This window comes from uncultured Caulobacter sp., from assembly GCF_937900395.1.
In the GTDB taxonomy this organism is placed as follows: Bacteria; Pseudomonadota; Alphaproteobacteria; order Caulobacterales; family Caulobacteraceae; genus Caulobacter.
The window spans coordinates 1-18455 of sequence record NZ_CALCDX010000219.1 but is presented as its reverse complement, the minus strand read 5'-3'; the positions used below and the strand labels follow the sequence as shown (position 1 = coordinate 18455).

The following is an 18455-nucleotide window of genomic DNA, read 5'->3' as shown; positions in this document are numbered from 1 at the left end:
TGTTCAGGAGAAGCTAGAGGGGCGCGCGCCATTGTGCAATGCGGCGCCACTGTAGGGCGAGAGGCCGGCCCCAAGCTCGGCCGCGATCATCGGTCGCATCGCGTCTTCACGGGCTTCTGATGTTTTTGCGCTTTGATCGAGCCTGGGAGAGCGAGGTTCGTCGTTCCGGAGACCCGGCTTGGGTTGGCTTAGCGAGACATGGTCCGATGCGCGGCTCGATGAGGTCGCGGCCGACACCTATCGGCTGACGGTCCCGCGCCTGGTCTCGGCGACGCTGGCGGCGGCCATCGTCGGCTATGGCCTGGGCGCGCCGCTCGCCGTCGGCTGGCTGTCCAGCCTGCTGGCGTGCGAGGCCGCGGCCTGGCTGATCACCCGTCGTTTCAAGGGCGGCCGCCCGGGAACGGCCCGGCTTCGCGCGCTGTTCGCCTGGGCCTCGCTGCCGATCAACGCCACCTGGGCCTGGTTGGGCGCGCTGTTGTGGTGGGAGGGCCCGGGCGACACCCGCCTGGGCGCGGTGGCGATCTGGTGCGGTCAGGTGATCTACACCCAGAACTTCCGCCACCAGTCTGGTCCGCTGGTGGTGCTGGCCGGCCTGGCGCCGATGGTCTGCCTGGTGATCTTCCCCTTCGTCTTCCTCGAAGGCTCGGGCCCGGAGGTCGTCGCCGCGCGCTGGGGCCTGCTGCTCCTGGTGGCGACCACGGTCAATGTGATGCTGCTGACCGCGCGGCGGCTCGCCGGATGGACGACCTGACTCGCGGCCTCCGCCAGGAACGCGAGAAGGCGCTGGAGGCGGCCCGCGCCAAGTCGACCTTCATCGCCGTGGCCAGCCACGAACTGCGAACGCCGATGAACGGCCTGCTGGGCATGGCCCACGCTCTGGAGCGCTCGGACCTGTCGCCGGCCCAACGCGAGCAGGTCGAGCTGATGATCCGGTCGGGCGACAGCCTGATGCATCTGCTCAACGACGTGCTGGACCTGTCGCGGATCGAGACCGGCCGGATCGAGCTGGCGCCGGCCAACATCAACCCGCGGACCGTCGTGGGCGAGGTCGCCAACGCCTGGCGCGACGCCGCCGCGTTCAAGGGGCTGACCCTGACCGTCACGATCGCGCCGGACCTGCCCGAGACGATCCGCGCCGACGACCTGCGCATCCGCCAGGTGCTGACCAATCTGGTCTCCAACGCCATCAAGTTCACGGCGGTGGGCGGGGTGACGCTCGACGCGAGACCGGCTCTTGGTCCGGACGGGAGGCCCATGGTCTCGATCACGGTCGCCGACAGCGGCCCCGGCGTGCCCGACCACGCCCGCGAGCGGGTGTTCGACAGCTTCACCCAGGCCGACGAGACCGTCTCGCGCGACTATGGCGGCGCGGGTCTTGGCCTCAGCATCGCCCGGGCGCTGGCGCGGCGGATGGGCGACGACCTGACCCTGGCGCCCAGCGAGACCGGCGCGCGGTTCGTGTTCCGGTTCGAGGCGGCCGAGGCGGTCGCCCTGGAGACCGAACCTCGCGACGCCCTCGAAGATGTCCCGGCCCTCGATCAGGTTCGGGTGCTGATGGCCGAGGACAACGCGGTCAACCAGCTGGTCGTCCGCGCCATGCTGGAGCCGCTCGGCGTCGTCCTCACCGTGGTCGACAACGGCCAGGACGCGCTCGAGGCCTTGGGCGACGCCCGCTACGACTGCGTGCTGATGGACATCAACATGCCGGTGATGGACGGCGTCACGGCGCTGGAGGCCATCCGCGCCGGCCGGGTCGGCGCCCAGCCCCCGCCGATCATCGCCCTGACCGCCTCGGCCATGGCCGGGGATCGCGAGCATTTCCTGGCCCTGGGCTTCGACGACCACCTGGGCAAGCCGATCCGGCCCGCCGATCTGGTCATGGTCATCGCCTCGGCGGTCGATGGGACCAGCGCGGCCCGGCTGAGGGGCGCGGCCTAGCTCAAGGCTTGGCCTTGCGCTCGAACGGCGCGCTAAAGGCGCCCAACGTCACCGTCCCGTGGTCGGCGTCGCTGAACACCAGCCGCAGGTCCTGGGACAGGATGAAGAACTCGCGCGGCGAGGCCGGGTAGAGTGGATCGACCACGCCCTTCCAGATCTCGGCCACCAGCCGGTCGCCGTCGCGACGGATCTCGAAATCGCCGGGCCCCTTGATCGTGAAGGTCCCCACGAACCGCGCCTGGTCGGCGATCGCGACCTTGGCGACCTCACGTTCGACCGGCTGATAGTCGGGCCAGCCGTATTCGGCGGCCACCGCGCGGACGATCTCTTCGCCGAGCTGGTAGCCCTGGTCGCCGTTGGTCATCACCACGACGCCGTCGCCGTCCGGATAGCCGACCAGGGTGGCCTTGTAGCCGGCGTTGGAGCCGTCATGGGCGAAGTACTTGCGGGGGCCCACACCGCCGATGTTCAGGCCAAGACCGTAGCCGCCCTTGACCGGGGTCAGCATGGTCTTGGTCATCTCGGGCGACAGCACGCCGTCGGCGCGCCCGTTGGCCGAGCGCTGCAGGTCGATCACGAACCGGGCGAGATCCTCGGCGGTGGTCCACAGACCGGCGGCCGCCATCTCGGGATAGGTGTGCGGCCCTCCGGCGATGGGGACGCCGGCGGCGTCGTGCGGCCAGGCGACCTTAGCCAGGCGCGCGGCGTCCAGCGGCTGGTCCTCGGTGCTGTGGCTCATGCCGATCGGCTTGAAGACGCGATCTTGCACAAGCGCGGGGAAGGACTGGCCGGTGGCGTCGACCATCATCTGCTGGGCGATGGAATAGCCGCCGCCCGAATAGCGGTAGGCTTCGCCCACGGGCTGGTCGACCATCACCGGCGCGGAATTGGCGGGCGGCGCGCCGCTCAGCACCTGGGGCAAGGTCGGAACCGCCTCGCCCGCGGCGTAGCCGGCGAAGCCGTGCACCGTCGTTCCGGCCGTGTGCGACAGCAGCGCCCGCAAGGTCACGGGCTTGCTCGCGGTGAAGGGGCTGGGCGGCAGGGTCCAGGACTTCAGCGTCGCGTTGACGTCGCTATCGAGCGACAGCTTGCCCTCCTGGACAAGGCGGAGGGCGACCATGGCGGCGACCGGCTTGCTCACTGAACCCGCCTGAAACAGCGTCTCGGCCGTTACGGGCGCGCCGCCCGTCCGTGTCACGCCGAACCCGCGGGTCCATTCGACCTTGCCGTCGTGGATGACCGCGATGCTGACGCCGGGGACCTTCAGGGCCGCCATCTCGTCGGCCAGGGCGCGCTTGACCGGCGCGCCCTTGATCGTCACCGCCGGCCGCAGGCCCGAGGTCACCGCCTCGATCCGACTCGAAACATCCGGCGCGGCCGCGGCGCTGGAGGCGGCCATCAAGCTCGCGGCCAGGCAGAGGCGGATCAGCGGTCGGTTCATCTTGAATCCCTTTGTGCGAAGGGATTAGCGACGTTCGGCGGAGGGGCCGTCAATTTAGGGTTTTGTAATTCACGCCTAGCGTGGACCCTACCCCATGGCTTCCGCCAGCGCCCGGGCCTCGTCCTCGAAGGCGCTGACGGTGTCGACCTTGCGCCAGGCGATCTCGCCCGGATCGCGGGCCAGCTGGTTCTCCAGCACCGCCACGTCGGCGTCGGAGGCGTCGTTGACGCGGGCGGCGACGCGGGCGCGCAGCACCTCCGGTGGGGCTTCCAGCCAGACGCCCTGGAAGGCGACGTCGGCGGACTTGGCGAGGGCCTCGGCGCGGGCGCGCTCCTCGGGCTTGAGGAACACCGCGTCCAGCACCACCGAGCGGCCGGCCTTCAGGCACAGCGCCGCGTCGTGGAACAGCTGGTCGTAGGTCTTGGCGCTCATCTCCGGCGTATAGGCCTCGCGCGGCAGGCGCTGCAGAGACGGCACGCCCCACAGCCGCTTGCGGATCTCGTCGGTGCGCAGGACCACGGCGCCGGGCGCGGCGCCCAGGCCCGGCGCGCAGACCCGCGAGAAGGTCGACTTGCCCGAGCCCGACAGGCCGCCGGCGGCGATCAGGCTGACCGGCCGCGGGGCCAGGTGCTCCAGCGCCGTCTGCAGATAGGCGCGGGCGGCCTCGTCGTCGCCGGTATAGGCCCAGACGTGGGTGCGCACGGCGGCGCGGACGCTCAGCATCAGGGGCAGGGCGGCCAAACCGGTCCACAGACCGTCGCCGAACGACCGGGCCGCCTCGTCGAGATAGGCGTTCAGCACCCGGCCGGCGGCGTCGCGGCGGCGGCGGAAGTCCAGGTCCATCAGCAGGAAGGCCAGGTCGTACTGGATGTCGATGTCCGACAGGGTGTCGTTGAACTCGATGCAGTCGAACAGGATCGGCTGGCCGTTCTCGATCAGGATGTTGCCGAGGTGCAGGTCGCCGTGGCAGTGGCGGGCGAAGCCGTCGGCGGCGCGGGCGTCGAGCAGCGGGCCGAGGCGCTCCAGGGCGAGGTCGGTCTCCTGCACCAGGCGCTCGACGGCCTGCTTGCCCAGGCGGGGCGCGAGGCCGCGCAGCAGGTTGGCGTTGGAGCGGATCGTGTAGCCCAGGGCCGAGACCCCGCCGCCTTGCGGACGTAGGCTCGATCCGGCGTGGAAGCGCGCCACGGTGCGGCCCAGCGAATCTTCCAGCGCGTCGTCGATCGCCCAGGGCTGGGTCGCCAGCACGCCGTTCTGGTCGAAGCGGCGCATTTCCAGCAGGTACTCGACGATCTCGCCGTCGCCGTCGAGCTCGACCCCGCCGTCGGCCATGCGGGTCAGGCGGCGCACCTCGCGATAGATGTCCGGCGCGGCGGCGCGGTTGAAGGTCAGCTCGCGCTCCAGGGCCCAGCGGCGCAGCTCCAACGTCGAATAGTCCAGGAAGCCGAAGTCGACCGGCCGCTTCACCTTGAAGGCCGAGCCGCCAATCAGGAACACGCGGGCGCACGAGGTTTCGATCGTGCTTTCCGCGCGCTCGCCAAACCAGGCGGCCACTTCCTGTTCGCGCGCGGCTTCCGCGTCCTTGATCACGCTTTCGATCCCGTTCTTGCGCCCACAAACCAGGCGAAGGCGCTCCTTAACCGAAACAGAACGCGAAGTCCTCTCGCGCGACCCTTGCTTACCCCTCATTTTCGCGGCTAGATTGCATCGCAAATCAAACAGCGAGTTTCCCCATGCTCGTCGGCGCAGGTCTGAAGCGGTCGGGTCACAAGCGGGAGGAGATCCTCGCCTCCGCCAGGGCGCTGTTCCTCCGCGAAGGCTATGCCGACGCGGGCATGGAGGTGGTGGCCCGCGCGGCGGGGGTCTCGACGGCGACGCTCTACGCCTACTTCCCGGGCAAGGCGGACCTGTTCCGGGCCATCGTCATGGAGACGGTGAGCGGCGTGGCCGCGCCGGTCCGCGAAGCCGTTCGGATCAAGGGCGACGCGCGCACCCGGCTGACCGCCCTGGCTTGCGCCTACGCCAACTTCTTCTCGCGTCCGGACGCCCGGGCGCTGTTCCGGGTGGTGACGTCCGAGCGGCGCCGCTTCGAGGACGTGGCCGAATACCTGCTGCAGAGCGCCCGCGACGAGCTGGGCGGCGCGGCGATCGCCGTGATCAACGACCTGGTCAGGACCGGCGAGCTGAAGGTCGAGAAGGCCTCCTGGGCGGCCAGCCAGCTGATGGGCATGCTGGACCACGTGACCCTGGTGCTGGGCCTCTCGGCCGGCGACGAGGTCCAGCCCCGCCGGCCCCTGCGAGAGATCGCAGAGGACGCGGTGGAGACCTTCCTGGCGCGGTACGCGGTGCGGGGGTAGGGGCTCCATAGTCCACCACAAGCAAACAGCATCGCCTTCCTGGGCCTTGTGCCCAGGACCCATGCTCGAAGGCAGTCTCGTCGTTTGGGATCATCGCAGCGGCTAGTCCCAGCCTGCACGTCTGGCGCAACAGTCTCGGAACTCTGGGTCCTGGGCACAAGGCCCAGGAAGGCGATGATTTTAGGCTGGTTGCGCTGATATCGACCGGCTGATTAGAGCGCCTCTATCGCCGTTCCACCTGGCTGACATCGCGCACCGCGCCCTTGGCGGCGTTGGTGGTCATGGCCGCGTAGGCGCGCAGGGCCGGGCTGACCTCGCGCTGGCGGTTCTTCGGCTTCCAGGCGTCGGCGCCGCGGGCCAGCTCGGCGGCGCGGCGCTGGGCCAGGATGTCCTCGGCGACCTCCAGGGTGATCCCCCGGTTGGGGATGTCGATCAGGATCGAGTCGCCGGTCTCGACCAGGGCGATCAGCCCGCCTTCGCCGGCCTCGGGCGAGACGTGGCCGATCGACAGGCCGGACGTGCCGCCCGAGAAGCGGCCGTCGGTGATCAGGGCGCAGGCCGCGCCCAGGCCCTTCGATTTCAGATAGGTGGTCGGGTACAGCATCTCCTGCATGCCCGGGCCGCCCTTGGGGCCTTCGTAGCGGATCACCACGACCTCGCCGGCCACGACCTGGCCGCCCAGGATGCCGCTGACCGCCGCGTCCTGGCTCTCGAAGACCCGCGCCGTGCCGCGGAAGGTCAGGATCGACTCGTCGACCCCGGCCGTCTTCACGATGCAGCCCTCGGGGGCCAGGTTGCCGAATAGGACGGCGAGGCCGCCATCCTTGGAGAACGGGTGCTCGACCGAGCGGATGACGCCCTTTTCGCGGTCCAAGTCCAAGTCCTCCCAGCGAGCGGCCTGGCTGAAGGCGACCTGGGTCGGCTTGCCGCCCGGCGCGGCCTTGAAGAACTCGTGGGCGGTCTGGCTGTTGGTGCGACCGATGTCCCAGCGGGCCAGGGCCTCGCCCAGGGTGGCGGCGTGGACGGTCGGCTGGCTGGCGTCGATCAGGCCGCCGCGCTCCAGTTCGCCGAGGATGGCCATGACGCCGCCGGCGCGGTGGACGTCCTCCATATGCACGTCGCTCTTGGCCGGCGCCACCTTGGACAGGCACGGCACGCGGCGCGACAGGCGGTCGATGTCGGCCATGCTGAAGTCGACCCCGCCCTCGTGGGCGGCGGCCAAGAGGTGCAGCACGGTGTTGGTCGAGCCGCCCATGGCGATGTCCAGGCTCATGGCGTTCTCGAACGCGGCCCGGGTGGCGATCCCGCGCGGTAGGGCGGTGGCATCCTCCTGCTCGTACCAGCGCTGGCACAGATCGACGACCAGGCGGCCCGCTTCCTTGAACAGGGCTTCGCGGTCGGCGTGGGTGGCCAGGACCGAGCCGTTGCCGGGCAAGGAGAGGCCGAGCGCCTCGGTCAGGCAGTTCATCGAGTTGGCGGTGAACATGCCCGAGCACGAGCCGCAGGTCGGGCAGGCGGCCTTCTCGATCGCCGAGACCTCTTCGTCGGAATAGCTGTCGTCGGCGGCCACCACCATGGCGTCGACCAGGTCCAGGGCGCGGATCTTGCCCTTCACCTGCACCTTGCCGGCCTCCATCGGCCCGCCCGAGACGAAGACGACCGGGATGTTCAGGCGCATGGCGGCCATCAGCATGCCTGGCGTGATCTTGTCGCAGTTCGAGATGCAGACCAGCGCGTCGGCGCAGTGGGCGTTGACCATGTACTCGACGCTGTCGGCGATCAGGTCGCGGCTGGGCAGGGAGTACAGCATGCCGCCGTGGCCCATGGCGATGCCGTCGTCGACGGCGATGGTGTTGAACTCCTTGGCCACGCCCCCGGCCGCTTCGATCTCGTGGGCGACCAACTGACCCAGGTCCTTCAGGTGCACGTGGCCGGGCACGAACTGGGTGAAGCTGTTGGCGATGGCGATGATCGGCTTGCCGAAGTCGCTGTCCTTCATGCCGGTGGCGCGCCAGAGGCCGCGGGCGCCGGCCATGTTGCGGCCGTGGGTCGAGGTGCGCGAGCGATAGGGAGGCATGGTCAAATTCCAGTGTCGGTCGTGGGGTCTTTTACGGCGCCCGCGCTCGATCGAAAAATATATTAGTCGGCTCCGATTAAGTCGCTAAGCCTATCGCCATGGACATCCGCCAGTTCCGCCACTTCGCCGCCGTGGCCGAAAGCCTGCACTTCGGGAAGGCCGCCGAGCGCTTGGGCATGACCCAGCCGCCGCTCAGCCAGTCGATCCTGGCGCTGGAGAAGGAGTTGGGCGCGCCGCTGTTCGCGCGGACCAAGCGCAGCGTCGAACTGACCCCCTTGGGAGAGCAATGGCTGCCGCATGTGCTGGACGCCCTGGCCGCCATCGACGCCTTGCCCGAGACGGCGCGCCGGCTGCGGGACGGCCAGACGGGCTACCTGACCCTGTCGTTCGTCAGCACCGCCGACTACAGCGTTCTGCCCGATCTCGTCCGCCGCTACGCCGAGGCCTATCCGGACGTCGAGATCCGTCTGGTCGAGGCGACCAGCGACGTGCAGATCCCGGCGGTGGTCGCTGGCGAGCGCCACGCGGGCATCATCATTCCGCCGGCCGAGCGGGCCCTGCCCGAAGCCCTGGCCTATCACCGCCTGGTCTCCGAACCCCTGGTCGCCGCCGTCCCCGCCGCCTGGATCGCGGACGGGCGGTTGCCGATCACGGACGGCGTCCTGGCGCCCGAGGCGTTACTGGACGCGCCGCTGGTGCTGTTCCCCCGCACCGTCGCGCCGGCGTTCCACGACCTGGTCACCGGCTATTTCAGCGCGCGAGGCCGGCCGGCGCGGATCGTCCAGGAGGCCATCCAGATGCAGACCATCATCAGCCTGGTCTCGGCGGGCCTGGGCCTGGCGCTGGTCCCGGCCTCGCTCAGGAACCTGGCGCGGGCGGGCGTGGCCTATGTCGAGCTCGCGGCGCCGCCCGTGCTGGAGACGGGGCTTGTGTGGCGGCGGGAGGATGACGCGCCGACGTTGCGGGGGTTGTTGGGGCTGGTGGGGGTTTGAAGATCCTCCCCCGCGATGCGGGGGAGGTGGCCCAGAGGGCCGGAGGGGGCTAACGCTGCGTTCGTGTGGCTTGCCTCCTCAGTCGCTCCGCGACAGCTCCCCCGCATCGCGGGGGGAGCATCTTGATTGCCCCTACCCCTCCGCCCAGGCCTTGATTAGCTGGTGCGCGATCGCCAGGGCCGGCGGGGCGAAGAGGCCGCCTTCGAACTCGCCCTTGATCAGGCGGATCGCCTCTTCCTTGGTGAACCAGCGAACTTCCTCCAGCTCGGTCTGGTCCGGCGCGGCCTCGTCGCTGTCGACATCGGCGATCATGCCGATCATCAGCGAGCTAGGCCACGGCCAGGGTTGGCTGGAGTGGTAGCGGACGGCCGTCGCCTTCAGGCCGGCCTCTTCCTGGAGCTCGCGGGCGCAGGCCTCCTCGATGGTCTCGCCGGGCTCGATGAAGCCGGCCAGGGCCGAGAACATCCCGGGCGGCCAGGCGGCCTGGCGACCCAGCAGGCACTTGCCGTCATGGACAGCCAGCATGATCGCCACCGGGTCCGTGCGCGGGAAGTGCTCGGCGTCGCAGGCGGGGCAGACGCGCTTCCAGCCGCCGTCGGCGACCTCGGTCTTCTGGCCGCAGGCGCTGCACCAGCGGTGGCGGCGGCGCCATTCGAACATCGACTTGGCCGTGGCCAGGATGCCGGCGTCCGCCGGCGGCATGCTGGCGGCGGCCCCGCGCAGCTCCTCGAAGCGGCCCAGCCCCTGCAGCGGTCCCTCGGCGGGGTCCGCCGGCCCCTCGATGTCGACCGCGAAGACCGCGATGTCCTTCCAGAGGCCCATGTAGAGCAGCTTCTCATTCCCGCCGGCCAGGTCCTGGGCCATGTCGGCGCGGAGGTAGGCGATCTGCACGCCTTTCGGCTTGCCGTCGGCGTCCAGAATGTCCTCGACCAGCGGTTTGCCGTTCCACAGCGCCACGGCCAGCGACTCCGAGTCGGCCAGCTTTTCGGCGATGAACGCCTCGTCCCCGCGCCGCTCGCTGTCGCGGTTCAACGGGTTGCCGGCGAAGGTGTTGGTGATGATCGAAAGGGCCATGCGCCACTGTGTAGCGTGAGCAGAATGACTCGTCAGCCTTGCATCCTGCGCGATGAGTCGCGATATAGGCCTCGGAGATCGGCTCGGACGAAGTCCTCGCCAACCTGGTCAGGGCCGGAAGGCAGCAGCCACAACGAGATCCCCTTCGGGTCGCTGTCCGGTCTCCACCTTCCCCTACAATCGAGACAAATCTGTCAGCAGATGCGCTTGCGCGCGGGCGTGAGGCTTTTGCTGCGCCCTTCGCCCCACTACACTGAAGACCATGGCCGACCACGACGACCTTTCGCCTGATTCCGCGCCGCCGTGGGACGAAGCGCCCGCTGAACGCGACGAGAACACCGCCGACATCTTCGGCGGACCTCCGGCCGCGCCGGCGGCCGAAGAGGCGCGTCCGGTCGTCGAGGCCCCTCCCGCCGAGACCGGCGACGCCTACACCGTGCTGGCGCGGAAGTATCGTCCTCGCACCTTCGAGGACCTGATCGGCCAGGAAGCCATGGTCCGCACGCTGGCGAATGCGTTCTCGACCGGCCGCATCGCCCACGCCTTCATGCTCACCGGCGTCCGCGGCGTCGGCAAGACCACGACCGCGCGCCTCTTGGCCCGGGCGCTGAACTACGAGACCGACACCGTCAAAGGCCCCTCGGTCGACCTGACCACCGAGGGCTACCACTGCCGGGCCATCATCGAAGGCCGGCACATGGACGTGCTGGAGCTAGACGCCGCCTCGCGCACCAAGGTCGACGAGATGCGCGAGCTCTTGGACGGGGTGCGCTACGCCCCGGTCGAGGCGCGCTACAAGGTCTACATCATCGACGAAGTGCACATGCTGTCGACGGCGGCGTTCAACGCCCTGCTGAAGACGCTGGAAGAGCCGCCGCCGCACGCCAAGTTCATCTTCGCCACCACCGAGATCCGCAAGGTCCCGGTCACGATCCTGTCGCGCTGCCAGCGCTTCGACCTGCGCCGGGTCGAGCCGGACGTGCTGGTCAAGCACTTCGACCGCATCGCCGCCAAGGAAGGCGCGCGGATCGAGATGGACGCCCTGGCCCTGATCGCCCGCGCCGCCGAGGGCTCGGTGCGCGACGGCCTGTCGCTGCTGGACCAGGCCATCGTCCAGACCGAACGCGGCCAGACGGTCACCGCCACGGTGGTGCGCGACATGCTGGGCCTGGCCGACCGCGGCCAGACCATCGCGCTCTACGAGCACCTGATGGCCGGCAAGACCAAGGACGCGCTGGAAGCGTTCCGCGCCCTGTGGGGCTTCGGGGCCGATCCGGCGGTGGTGATGCTGGACGTCCTCGACCACTGCCACGCCTCGGCGGTGTCCAAGGCGCTGGGCCCCGACGCCCTGTCCATGCCCAAGGAGCAGGCCGCCCGCCTGGCGGCCATCGGCGCCCACACCTCGGCCGGCACGCTGTCGCGCTTGTGGCAGATGCTGCTGAAGGCCCATGAGGAGGTGCGCCGCGCCCCTGACGCCATGGCGGCGGCCGAGATGGCCCTGATCCGCCTGTGCTACGCCGCCGACCTGCCCGGTCCGGAAGAGGCGCTGAAGGCGCTGCGGGACGGCGCCCCGATCGGCGGCGGCGGCCCCGGTGGCGGCGTGTCGGTCGGCGGCGGCGCGGGCGGGGCCACGGCCTCGGCCCACGCGCCCATGACCATGGCCGCGCCCGGCGCCCAGGCCATGCCGGTCCTGGCCTCGTTCGAGGACGTCATGGCCCTGATCGCCGCCAAGCGCGACATCGGTCTGCGCCTGGACGTCGAGCAGTACGTCCGGCCGATCAACTTCCGGCCAGGCGCCATCACCTTCGAGGCCGCTCCTGGCGCGCCTGGAAACCTGGCGGGGCGTCTCGTCCGCTTCCTGAAGGAGCACACCGGCCAGCCTTGGCTGGTCGCGGCCGAGGGCGGCGGCGGGGCCGAGAGCATGATGGAGCGCCAGAAGCGCGAGGAGCGCGAGGCGCTGGAGGCCATCAAGAAGGACCCCTTCGTCGCCTCGGTCCTGTCGGCCTTCCCCGGCGCCGAGATCGTCGAGATCCGCAAGGTCCTCACGCCCGAAGCCGCGCCGCTGGAGCCGGACGAGGAAGAGGGCTGAACTATTCTCCCTTCCCCCTTGATGGGGGAAGGGCGGGGATGGGGGTGATTTCTGCTTTTCCGGCCGTGCGCCGCATCGATCGCAGCATCACCCCACCCTACCCCTCCCCATCAAGGGGAGGGGAACGCGATGTGAGAGTTGGAGACCAAGACATGAAAGACCTCGGCGGCCTGATGAAGCAGGCCCAGGCCATGCAGCAGAAGCTCCAGGACGCTCAGGCGCGCCTGGCCGAGAGCACCGTCGAAGGCACGTCGGGCGGTGGCATGGTGACGGTGACGCTGAAGGGCACGGGCGAGCTGGCCAAGGTGACGCTGGACGAAAGCCTGATCGAGCCGGGCGAGGGCGAGGTGATCGCCGACCTGATCGTCGCAGCCCACGCCGACGCCAAGAAGAAGCTGGACGCCAAGCAGGCCCAGCTGATGCAGGAAGCCGCTGGCCCGATGGCGGGCCTGATGGGCGGCCTGCCCGGGATGAAATTCTAGGCTCGGAGTTCTAGCGCCAATAGCCTCGTCATCCCGGAAGCCTCGAAGAGGCTATCCGGGACCCAGGAGCCGGCGCAGTGCGGTTGCTCCTGGGTCCCGGCTCTCCGCTGCGCTGAGGCCGGGATGACGACGGAATAAAAACAGTCTCTGATCATGATGTTCAGAGCAAAAAGGACCCCATGGCCGCCTCCGCCGGACCCGAAATCGAGCGCCTGATCGCCCTGCTGTCCAAGCTGCCGGGGCTGGGGCCGCGCTCGGGCCGGCGGGCGGCCCTGGCCCTGCTCAAGAAGCGCGACACCCTGCTGGCGCCGCTGGCCGCCGCCATGGCCGACGCCCAGGAAAAGGTCCGCACCTGCTCGGTCTGCGGCTCGCTGGACGTCACCGATCCCTGCGCCGTCTGCGCCGATGCGACCCGCGATGGCCGCCTGTTGTGCGTGGTCGAGGAGGTCGGCTCGGTCTGGGCCATGGAGCGCGGCGGCTCGTTCAAGGGGCGCTACCACGTGCTGGGCGGCCTGTTGTCGGCCTTGGACGGCGTCGGTCCCGACTCCTTGCGCATCGGCGAGTTGGTCGCGCGGGTCGGGGGCGGCGAGGTGGCCGAGGTGATCCTGGCCCTGCCGGCCACGGTCGACGGCCAGACGACCGCCCACTACATCGCCGACCGCCTGGCTCAGACCAATGTGCCGGTGACCATGCTGGCGCGCGGCGTGCCGGTCGGGGGCGATCTCGACTGGCTGGACGACGGCACCATCGCCCAGGCGCTGCGCGCTCGGCGACCGGCCTGACGAAATCCTCGCCCTTGGTCGGGAATCCGGCTGACAGCCTCGCTTTCCCGCGCCAAGCTCCGCCGGCTCGCTTCGGACCGCCGGAGCGATAGTGGAGGGACTGATTTTATGAGCACGCCCGAAGACAAGGCTCCGGAAGCCGAGACCGAAGCCCCGCACCCCGCCAAGGTCGGCGTGGTCGATCGCGGCCACAACGTCACCGGCTTCGGCGGCGAACCGATCAGCGGCATGATCGCCGACCTCGCGGACGGCGACGACTGACTTTGAATTCCCCTCTCCCCCTGCGGGAGAGGGTGGCCCGAAGGGCCGGGTGAGGGGTTTCGCGGCCTAGTCCGGCGCGACCCCTCATCCGTCATCCTCCGGATGACACCTTCTCCCGCAAGGGGAGAAGGAGAACTTCCTCGCAGCACAGACTCCGGCTAAGAACGGAGCATGAACTTCTCCGATCCTTATCCGATCCTGGCCCTCGTCTTCGCCCTGGCCGCCGCGGCCATGGGATTGTGGGCCGTGACCGCGCAGCGCCGCGCCGCCAAGGCCGAGGCCGAGAGCTGGCTGCTGAACGAGCGCCTAGCCCAGGCCGAGGAACGCCATCGGCTGCTCGAGGACCAGAGCGCCACCCAGATCGAGCTGATCAAGGCCCAGGCCGCCCAGAGCGCCAACGCCATCGCCGAGCAGCTGATCAAGCGCGCCGACGAGAACGCCAAAAGCCGCGAGAAGCTGGCCGAGGCCCGCCTGGAGGCTCAGCTGAAGCCGGTCGCCGAGACGCTCGCCAAGTTCGAGGCCCAGGTCACCGCCGTCGAAAAGGCGCGCGCGGAAGAGACCGGCGGCCTCAAGGCCCAGATCACCGCCCTGCTGGAGGCCTCCACCGCCACCCAGGCCGAGGCCCGCAAGCTGTCGGCCGCCCTGCGTCGCGGGGCCGGCGTGCAGGGCCGCTGGGGCGAGCAGACCCTACGCAACGTGCTGGAGGCCGCCGGCCTCAACAGCCGCTTCGACTTCCAGGAACAGTTCAGCGTCGACAGCGAGGAAGGCCGGCGCCGGCCCGACGTGAAGGTCACCCTGCCGGGCGGCGGCGTGTTCGTGATCGACGCCAAGTGCTCGCTGAACGCCTTCCTCGAAGCCCAAGAAGCGACCGACGAGGTGCTGCGCGAGGCCGCCATGGCCCGTCACGCCCAGAGTGTCCGCGCCCACATGCAGGGCCTGTCGTCCAAGGCCTATTGGGACCAGTTCGCGGGCGAGGGCTCGCCCGACTTCGTGGCCATGTTCGTGCCGGGCGATGGCTTCCTGGCCGCCGCCCTCGATCGCCTGCCCGAGCTGATGGCCGAGGCCATGGACCGTCGGGTGGTGCTGGTCACGCCGACGACCCTGTTCGCCCTCTGCAAGGCCGTGGCCTATGGCTGGCGGGCCGAGGATCAGGCCAAGAACGCCGCCCGCATCGTCGAGGTCGGCCGCGAGCTCTACAAGCGCGTCTCGGTGATGGGCGCCCACGCCGGCGCCATGGGCAAGGCGCTGGAGAGCGCCGTGGGCAAGTACAACCAGTTCGTCGGCTCGCTGGAGAGCCAGGTCCTCACCCAGGCTCGCCGCTTCGAGGACCTGTCGGTCGACCACGAAGGCAAGGAAATCCCCGAGCCCGCGCCCGTCGAACAGGCCGTTCGCCCCCTGACCAAGCTGGCCGCCCAGACGGGGACGGGACAATCTCCCACCTTGACCCTCGGAAATGACGCGCCTACCTGACGAGCATCATGGCTATCCGTCGCATCCTCACCGTCGATAACGCCGCCGACCTGGCGGTCCTGAAGAAGATCTCCACCCCGGTGGAGGCCGTCACCGACGATCTGCGCGCCCTGATGGATGACATGTTGGAGACGATGTACGACGCCCCGGGCATCGGCCTAGCCGCCGTCCAGATCGGCGAGCCCGTGCGGGTGATCACCATGGACCTCTCCCGCGACGGCGAGGAGAAGGCGCCGCGCTACTTCGTCAATCCCGAGATCCTGGCCAGCTCAGAGGAGATGTTCGTCTACGAGGAAGGCTGCCTGTCGGTGCCGGAATATTTCGACGAGGTCGAGCGCCCGGCCAAGGTCACCCTGCGCTACATGAACTACCATGGCGAGACGGTCGTCGAGGAGGCCGAGGGCCTGTTCGCCGTCTGCATCCAGCACGAGATGGACCACCTGGAAGGCGTCCTGTTCATCGATCACCTCTCGCGCCTGCGCCGCGATCGCGCCATCGCCAAGGTCAAGAAGGCCCGTCGCGCCGCTTAAGGCTGTCGGCATCGTCGCCGCGCGTTCGTCCTTGGCTTACAACAGCCTGGGAGACGCGCGATGAACCCGATCCTCACCGCCTTCAAGACCTCGCCCGACCGGGGACGCGGTCTCGCGCGCGACATGCCGGTCCGTTGGGCGCTGGAGGAGGTCGGCCAGCCCTACGACGTCCGGCTCGTGACCTTCGCCGAGATGAAGGAGCCGGCCCACAAGGCCCTGCAGCCGTTCGGTCAGATCCCGACCTATGAGGAGCACGGCCTCGTGCTGTTCGAGTCCGGCGCGATCGTCCTCCACATCGCCGAGCGTCATCCGGGGCTGCTGCCCACGGACGCCGAAGCCCGGGCCCGGGCGATCGCCTGGATGTTCGCCGCCGTCAGCACGGTGCAGCCGCCGATCGTCGAGCGCGAGCGCTCGATGCTTCTGGAGCGCGAAAAGCCGTGGTTCGAGGCTCGGCAGCCGGACCTTGAGAAGGAGGTGCGCAAGCGCCTAGAGGATCTTTCCCAACGGCTGGGCGAGGCCGAGTGGCTGGACGGGGCCTTCAGCGCCGGCGACCTGGTGATGGTCACCGTGCTGCGCCGCCCCGCGGGCGCGAATCTCTTGGCCGACTATCCGAACCTCGCCGCCTATGTCGCCCGGGCCGAGGCGCGCCCGGCGTTCCAGCGCGCGTTCGCGGCCCAACTGGCGGTGTTCGAGGCCGCGTCGTCCAGCTAGCGCTTGCGGCCCTGGTCGGTCTCGTAGGGCGTCCCGTCCCGGTGGCGGTAGATGTCCTCGCCGTCGCGCAGGATGAGGTCGATGTCGGGATAGTCGCAGCCGTCGACGTCGGGACGCCGCGAGCCGATCTCCAGCAGCAGCACGTCGCGGTCGGAGCGGTTCTGGAAGTGATGGCCGTTGGCGTCTCCGGCCTTGAAACCGGCGCAGTCGCCGGCCCGCAGCACCGTCTCGCCGTCGTTGTCGACCAGCACCACCTCGCCCTCGACGACCCAGGTGAACTCGTCCTCGGCCGTGTGCCAGTGGCGCTGGCTGGACCACTGGCCAGGCGGCAGACGCAGCAGATTGACGCCGAACTGCGAGAGCCCGACCGCGTCGCCCAGCTTGGTGCGATGGCGATCCAGGCAGGGGGTGTTGAACGGGGCGGGATAGGCCGTGCCGACGCGGGTCGGAGCCGAGGCGAGATCGATCTTGGGCATGGGCGGTCCGTGTATAGGCTTGCCGAGTTTGCGTCCCGACGGAGGGAAGCCTAAAGGCAGGACCATGAACAGCCCCGCGCCCGTTTCCGTCAGCATCGATCCCGTCGCGCTCGCCCAGGCCCTGATCCGCCGCCCGTCGGTGACTCCGGCCGACGAAGGCGCGATGGACACGCTGCAGCGTCAGCTGGAAGCCCTGGGCTTCGCCTGCCGCCGGATGAAGTTCGGCGAGATCGAGAACCTCTACGCCCGGCGCGGGACGGCGCGGCCGAACCTCTGCTTCGCCGGGCACACCGACGTAGTGCCGGTCGGCGACGACGCGGCCTGGACGGCGGGGCCCTTCGAGGCCGAGATCAAGGACGGCGTGCTCTACGGCCGCGGCGCGGTCGACATGAAGTCCGCCATCGCGGCCTTCGTCGCCGCGGTCGCGAACGTCCCCGACCATCCCGGCTCGATCAGCTTCCTGATCACCGGCGACGAGGAGGGCGTGGCCGAGGACGGCACGGTCAAGGTCGTCGAGGCCCTGGCCGCCGAGGGCGAGATCATCGACCACTGCATCGTCGGCGAGCCGACCAGCGCCAACGTGCTGGGCGACATGGTCAAGATCGGCCGGCGCGGCAGCATCAACGCCTGGATCGCCGTGGACGGCAAGCAGGGCCACGTGGCCTATCCGCACCGCGCCGCCAACCCGATCCCGGTCATGGTCGACATCCTCTCGCGCCTGCAGAGCCGGGTGTTGGACGAGGGCTATGCCGGCTTCCAGCCGTCGAACTTGGAAGTGACCACGGTCGATGTCGGCAACACCGCCACCAACGTCATCCCGGCCTCGGCCAAGGCGCGGGTCAACATCCGCTTCAACCCGGCCCATAAGGGCAAGGACCTGGCCGCCTGGATCGAGGGTGAGTGCCGTGACGCCGCCGAGGGCTTCTCGGGCCGCGTCGAGGTGCTGTGCAAGATCAGCGGCGAGGCCTTCCTGACCGAGCCGGGCGCCTTCACCGACGTGATCGTCGCCGCCGTCGGCGACGCTGTCGGCCGCGTTCCGGAGCTGTCGACCACCGGCGGCACCAGCGACGCCCGCTTCATCCGCAGCTTGTGCCCGGTCGTCGAGTTCGGCCTGGTCGGCTCGACCATGCACCAGGTCGACGAGCGGGTTCCGGTCGAGGAGGTCCGCCAACTGGCCGGCGCCTACCAGGCCCTGATCAACCGCTACTTCGCGGCCTTCGCCTGAGACGAGCGGGGACGAGGATGAAGGCGCTCTCGATCCCCGATGTCCTGGCCGAGGTGGCCGTGCTGGTGAAGCCGCACTTCGGCAAGGGCAAGCCCGCCGACTACATCCCGCAGCTGGCCAGCGTGCCGGGGACCAAGTTCGGCATGGCCGTGCGCACCGTCGATGGCGGCGAGCACGTGATCGGCGACGCCGACGAGGCCTTTTCGCTGCAAAGCATCACCAAGGTCCTGGCCCTGGGTCTCGCCCTGAACCGGATCGGCGACGAGATCTGGACCCGGGTCGGCAAGGAGCCGTCGGGCACGCCGTTCAACCATCTGTCGCTGCTGGAGGCCGAGCGAGGCGTGCCGCGTAATCCGTTCATCAACGCCGGCGCCCTGGCGGTGACGGACGTGCTGATGAACGTCACCCGGGACCCGGCCGCGCTGGTCCGCGACTTCGGCGGCTTCCTGTGCGGCGAGCGTCTCGAGATCGATCCCGCCGTCGCGGCGTCGGAGCTGACCCACGCCTGGCAGAACCGCGCCATCGCCAGCCTGATGCGCGGCCAGGGCACGAT

The 18455-nt window shown here is 69.7% G+C and carries 18 protein-coding genes, 1 other RNA gene and 1 pseudogene; 14 read left to right on the top strand and 6 right to left on the bottom strand.

Annotation, left to right across the window (positions count from 1 at the left end; all coding sequences use genetic code 11):
• Positions 1-178: 178 nt before the first annotated feature.
• Both Q0379_RS19930 and Q0379_RS19925 read left to right on the top strand, forming a co-directional pair.
• Positions 179-751: a hypothetical protein gene (locus tag Q0379_RS19930; RefSeq protein ID WP_299015815.1), complete on the top strand. Its 573-nt coding sequence runs from the start codon at positions 179-181 to the stop codon at positions 749-751.
• Positions 739-1938, top strand: coding sequence for an ATP-binding protein (locus Q0379_RS19925; RefSeq protein WP_299015812.1), 1200 nt, complete (start codon positions 739-741; stop codon positions 1936-1938). The genes Q0379_RS19930 and Q0379_RS19925 overlap by 13 nt, the downstream gene beginning before the upstream one ends.
• A 1-nt stretch (position 1939) precedes the next feature.
• Here the strand turns inward: Q0379_RS19925 and Q0379_RS19920 are convergent, their stop codons facing one another.
• Together Q0379_RS19920 and Q0379_RS19915 are read right to left on the bottom strand one after the other, a co-directional pair.
• A complete protein-coding gene (locus Q0379_RS19920; RefSeq protein WP_299015809.1) occupies positions 1940-3379 on the bottom strand; it encodes a serine hydrolase domain-containing protein in 1440 nt (479 codons plus the stop codon).
• 87 nt (positions 3380-3466) lie between these two features.
• Entirely contained in the window at positions 3467-4966 is a 1500-nt protein-coding gene (locus Q0379_RS19915) for a bifunctional aminoglycoside phosphotransferase/ATP-binding protein (protein ID WP_299015806.1), read from the bottom strand.
• A 143-nt stretch (positions 4967-5109) separates the two neighbouring features.
• Here Q0379_RS19915 and Q0379_RS19910 point away from each other — a divergent pair, with 143 nt between their 5' ends.
• Positions 5110-5733, top strand: coding sequence for a TetR/AcrR family transcriptional regulator (locus tag Q0379_RS19910; protein WP_299015803.1), 624 nt, complete (start codon positions 5110-5112; stop codon positions 5731-5733).
• 223 nt (positions 5734-5956) lie between these two features.
• Here the strand turns inward: Q0379_RS19910 and ilvD are convergent, their stop codons facing one another.
• A complete protein-coding gene (gene ilvD / locus Q0379_RS19905; RefSeq protein WP_299015800.1) occupies positions 5957-7810 on the bottom strand; it encodes a dihydroxy-acid dehydratase in 1854 nt (617 codons plus the stop codon).
• A 98-nt stretch (positions 7811-7908) separates the two neighbouring features.
• Here ilvD and Q0379_RS19900 point away from each other — a divergent pair, with 98 nt between their 5' ends.
• Positions 7909-8802, top strand: coding sequence for a LysR family transcriptional regulator (locus Q0379_RS19900; RefSeq protein WP_299015797.1), 894 nt, complete (start codon positions 7909-7911; stop codon positions 8800-8802).
• A 132-nt stretch (positions 8803-8934) separates the two neighbouring features.
• Here the strand turns inward: Q0379_RS19900 and nudC are convergent, their stop codons facing one another.
• Positions 8935-9876: an NAD(+) diphosphatase gene (nudC, locus tag Q0379_RS19895; RefSeq protein WP_299015794.1), complete on the bottom strand. Its 942-nt coding sequence runs from the start codon at positions 9874-9876 to the stop codon at positions 8935-8937.
• Positions 9877-9948: 72 nt separating this feature from the next.
• On the opposite strand from nudC, the gene ffs reads away from it, so the two are divergent.
• From ffs to Q0379_RS19880, 3 genes are all read left to right on the top strand, one after another.
• An RNA gene (gene ffs / locus Q0379_RS19890) (signal recognition particle sRNA small type) lies at positions 9949-10046 on the top strand.
• 92 nt (positions 10047-10138) lie between these two features.
• On the top strand, positions 10139-11965 hold the full coding sequence (locus Q0379_RS19885) for a DNA polymerase III subunit gamma/tau (protein WP_299015791.1): 1827 nt from the start codon (positions 10139-10141) through the stop codon (positions 11963-11965).
• A gap of 152 nt (positions 11966-12117) precedes the next feature.
• The gene (locus Q0379_RS19880) at positions 12118-12447 is read left to right on the top strand and encodes a YbaB/EbfC family nucleoid-associated protein (RefSeq protein ID WP_299015788.1); all 330 of its coding nucleotides are present in this window, start codon (positions 12118-12120) and stop codon (positions 12445-12447) included.
• Between the two features lie 54 nt (positions 12448-12501).
• Here Q0379_RS19880 and Q0379_RS19875 read toward each other — a convergent pair.
• A pseudogene (locus tag Q0379_RS19875) lies at positions 12502-12591 on the bottom strand (hypothetical protein); the annotation flags it as partial.
• A gap of 35 nt (positions 12592-12626) precedes the next feature.
• Here Q0379_RS19875 and recR point away from each other — a divergent pair.
• The 5 genes from recR to Q0379_RS19850 all read left to right on the top strand — a co-directional run bounded on the left by recR (position 12627) and on the right by Q0379_RS19850 (position 16201).
• Complete coding sequence (recR, locus tag Q0379_RS19870) at positions 12627-13229, top strand: recombination mediator RecR (RefSeq protein WP_299015785.1); 603 nt, start codon at positions 12627-12629, stop codon at positions 13227-13229.
• A 108-nt stretch (positions 13230-13337) separates the two neighbouring features.
• On the top strand, positions 13338-13490 hold the full coding sequence (locus Q0379_RS19865; RefSeq protein ID WP_099537020.1) for a hypothetical protein: 153 nt from the start codon (positions 13338-13340) through the stop codon (positions 13488-13490).
• A gap of 171 nt (positions 13491-13661) precedes the next feature.
• Positions 13662-14960 (top strand): DNA recombination protein RmuC, encoded by a 1299-nt coding sequence (locus Q0379_RS19860; RefSeq protein ID WP_299015778.1) that lies wholly within the window; start codon positions 13662-13664, stop codon positions 14958-14960.
• 8 nt (positions 14961-14968) lie between these two features.
• Positions 14969-15490 (top strand): peptide deformylase, encoded by a 522-nt coding sequence (gene def / locus Q0379_RS19855; RefSeq protein ID WP_299015775.1) that lies wholly within the window; start codon positions 14969-14971, stop codon positions 15488-15490.
• 60 nt (positions 15491-15550) lie between these two features.
• Complete coding sequence (locus tag Q0379_RS19850) at positions 15551-16201, top strand: glutathione S-transferase family protein (RefSeq protein WP_299015771.1); 651 nt, start codon at positions 15551-15553, stop codon at positions 16199-16201.
• Here the strand turns inward: Q0379_RS19850 and Q0379_RS19845 are convergent.
• Positions 16198-16677, bottom strand: a complete 480-nt coding sequence (locus tag Q0379_RS19845; RefSeq protein WP_299015769.1) for a cupin domain-containing protein — start codon at positions 16675-16677, stop codon at positions 16198-16200. The genes Q0379_RS19850 and Q0379_RS19845 overlap by 4 nt on opposite strands.
• Positions 16678-16741: 64 nt before the next feature.
• On the opposite strand from Q0379_RS19845, the gene dapE reads away from it, so the two are divergent.
• Positions 16742-17902, top strand: coding sequence for a succinyl-diaminopimelate desuccinylase (dapE, locus tag Q0379_RS19840; RefSeq protein ID WP_299015766.1), 1161 nt, complete (start codon positions 16742-16744; stop codon positions 17900-17902).
• 17 nt (positions 17903-17919) lie between these two features.
• Positions 17920-18455: glutaminase (locus Q0379_RS19835; protein ID WP_299015764.1), on the top strand; the 536-nt coding region annotated here is incomplete at its 3' end.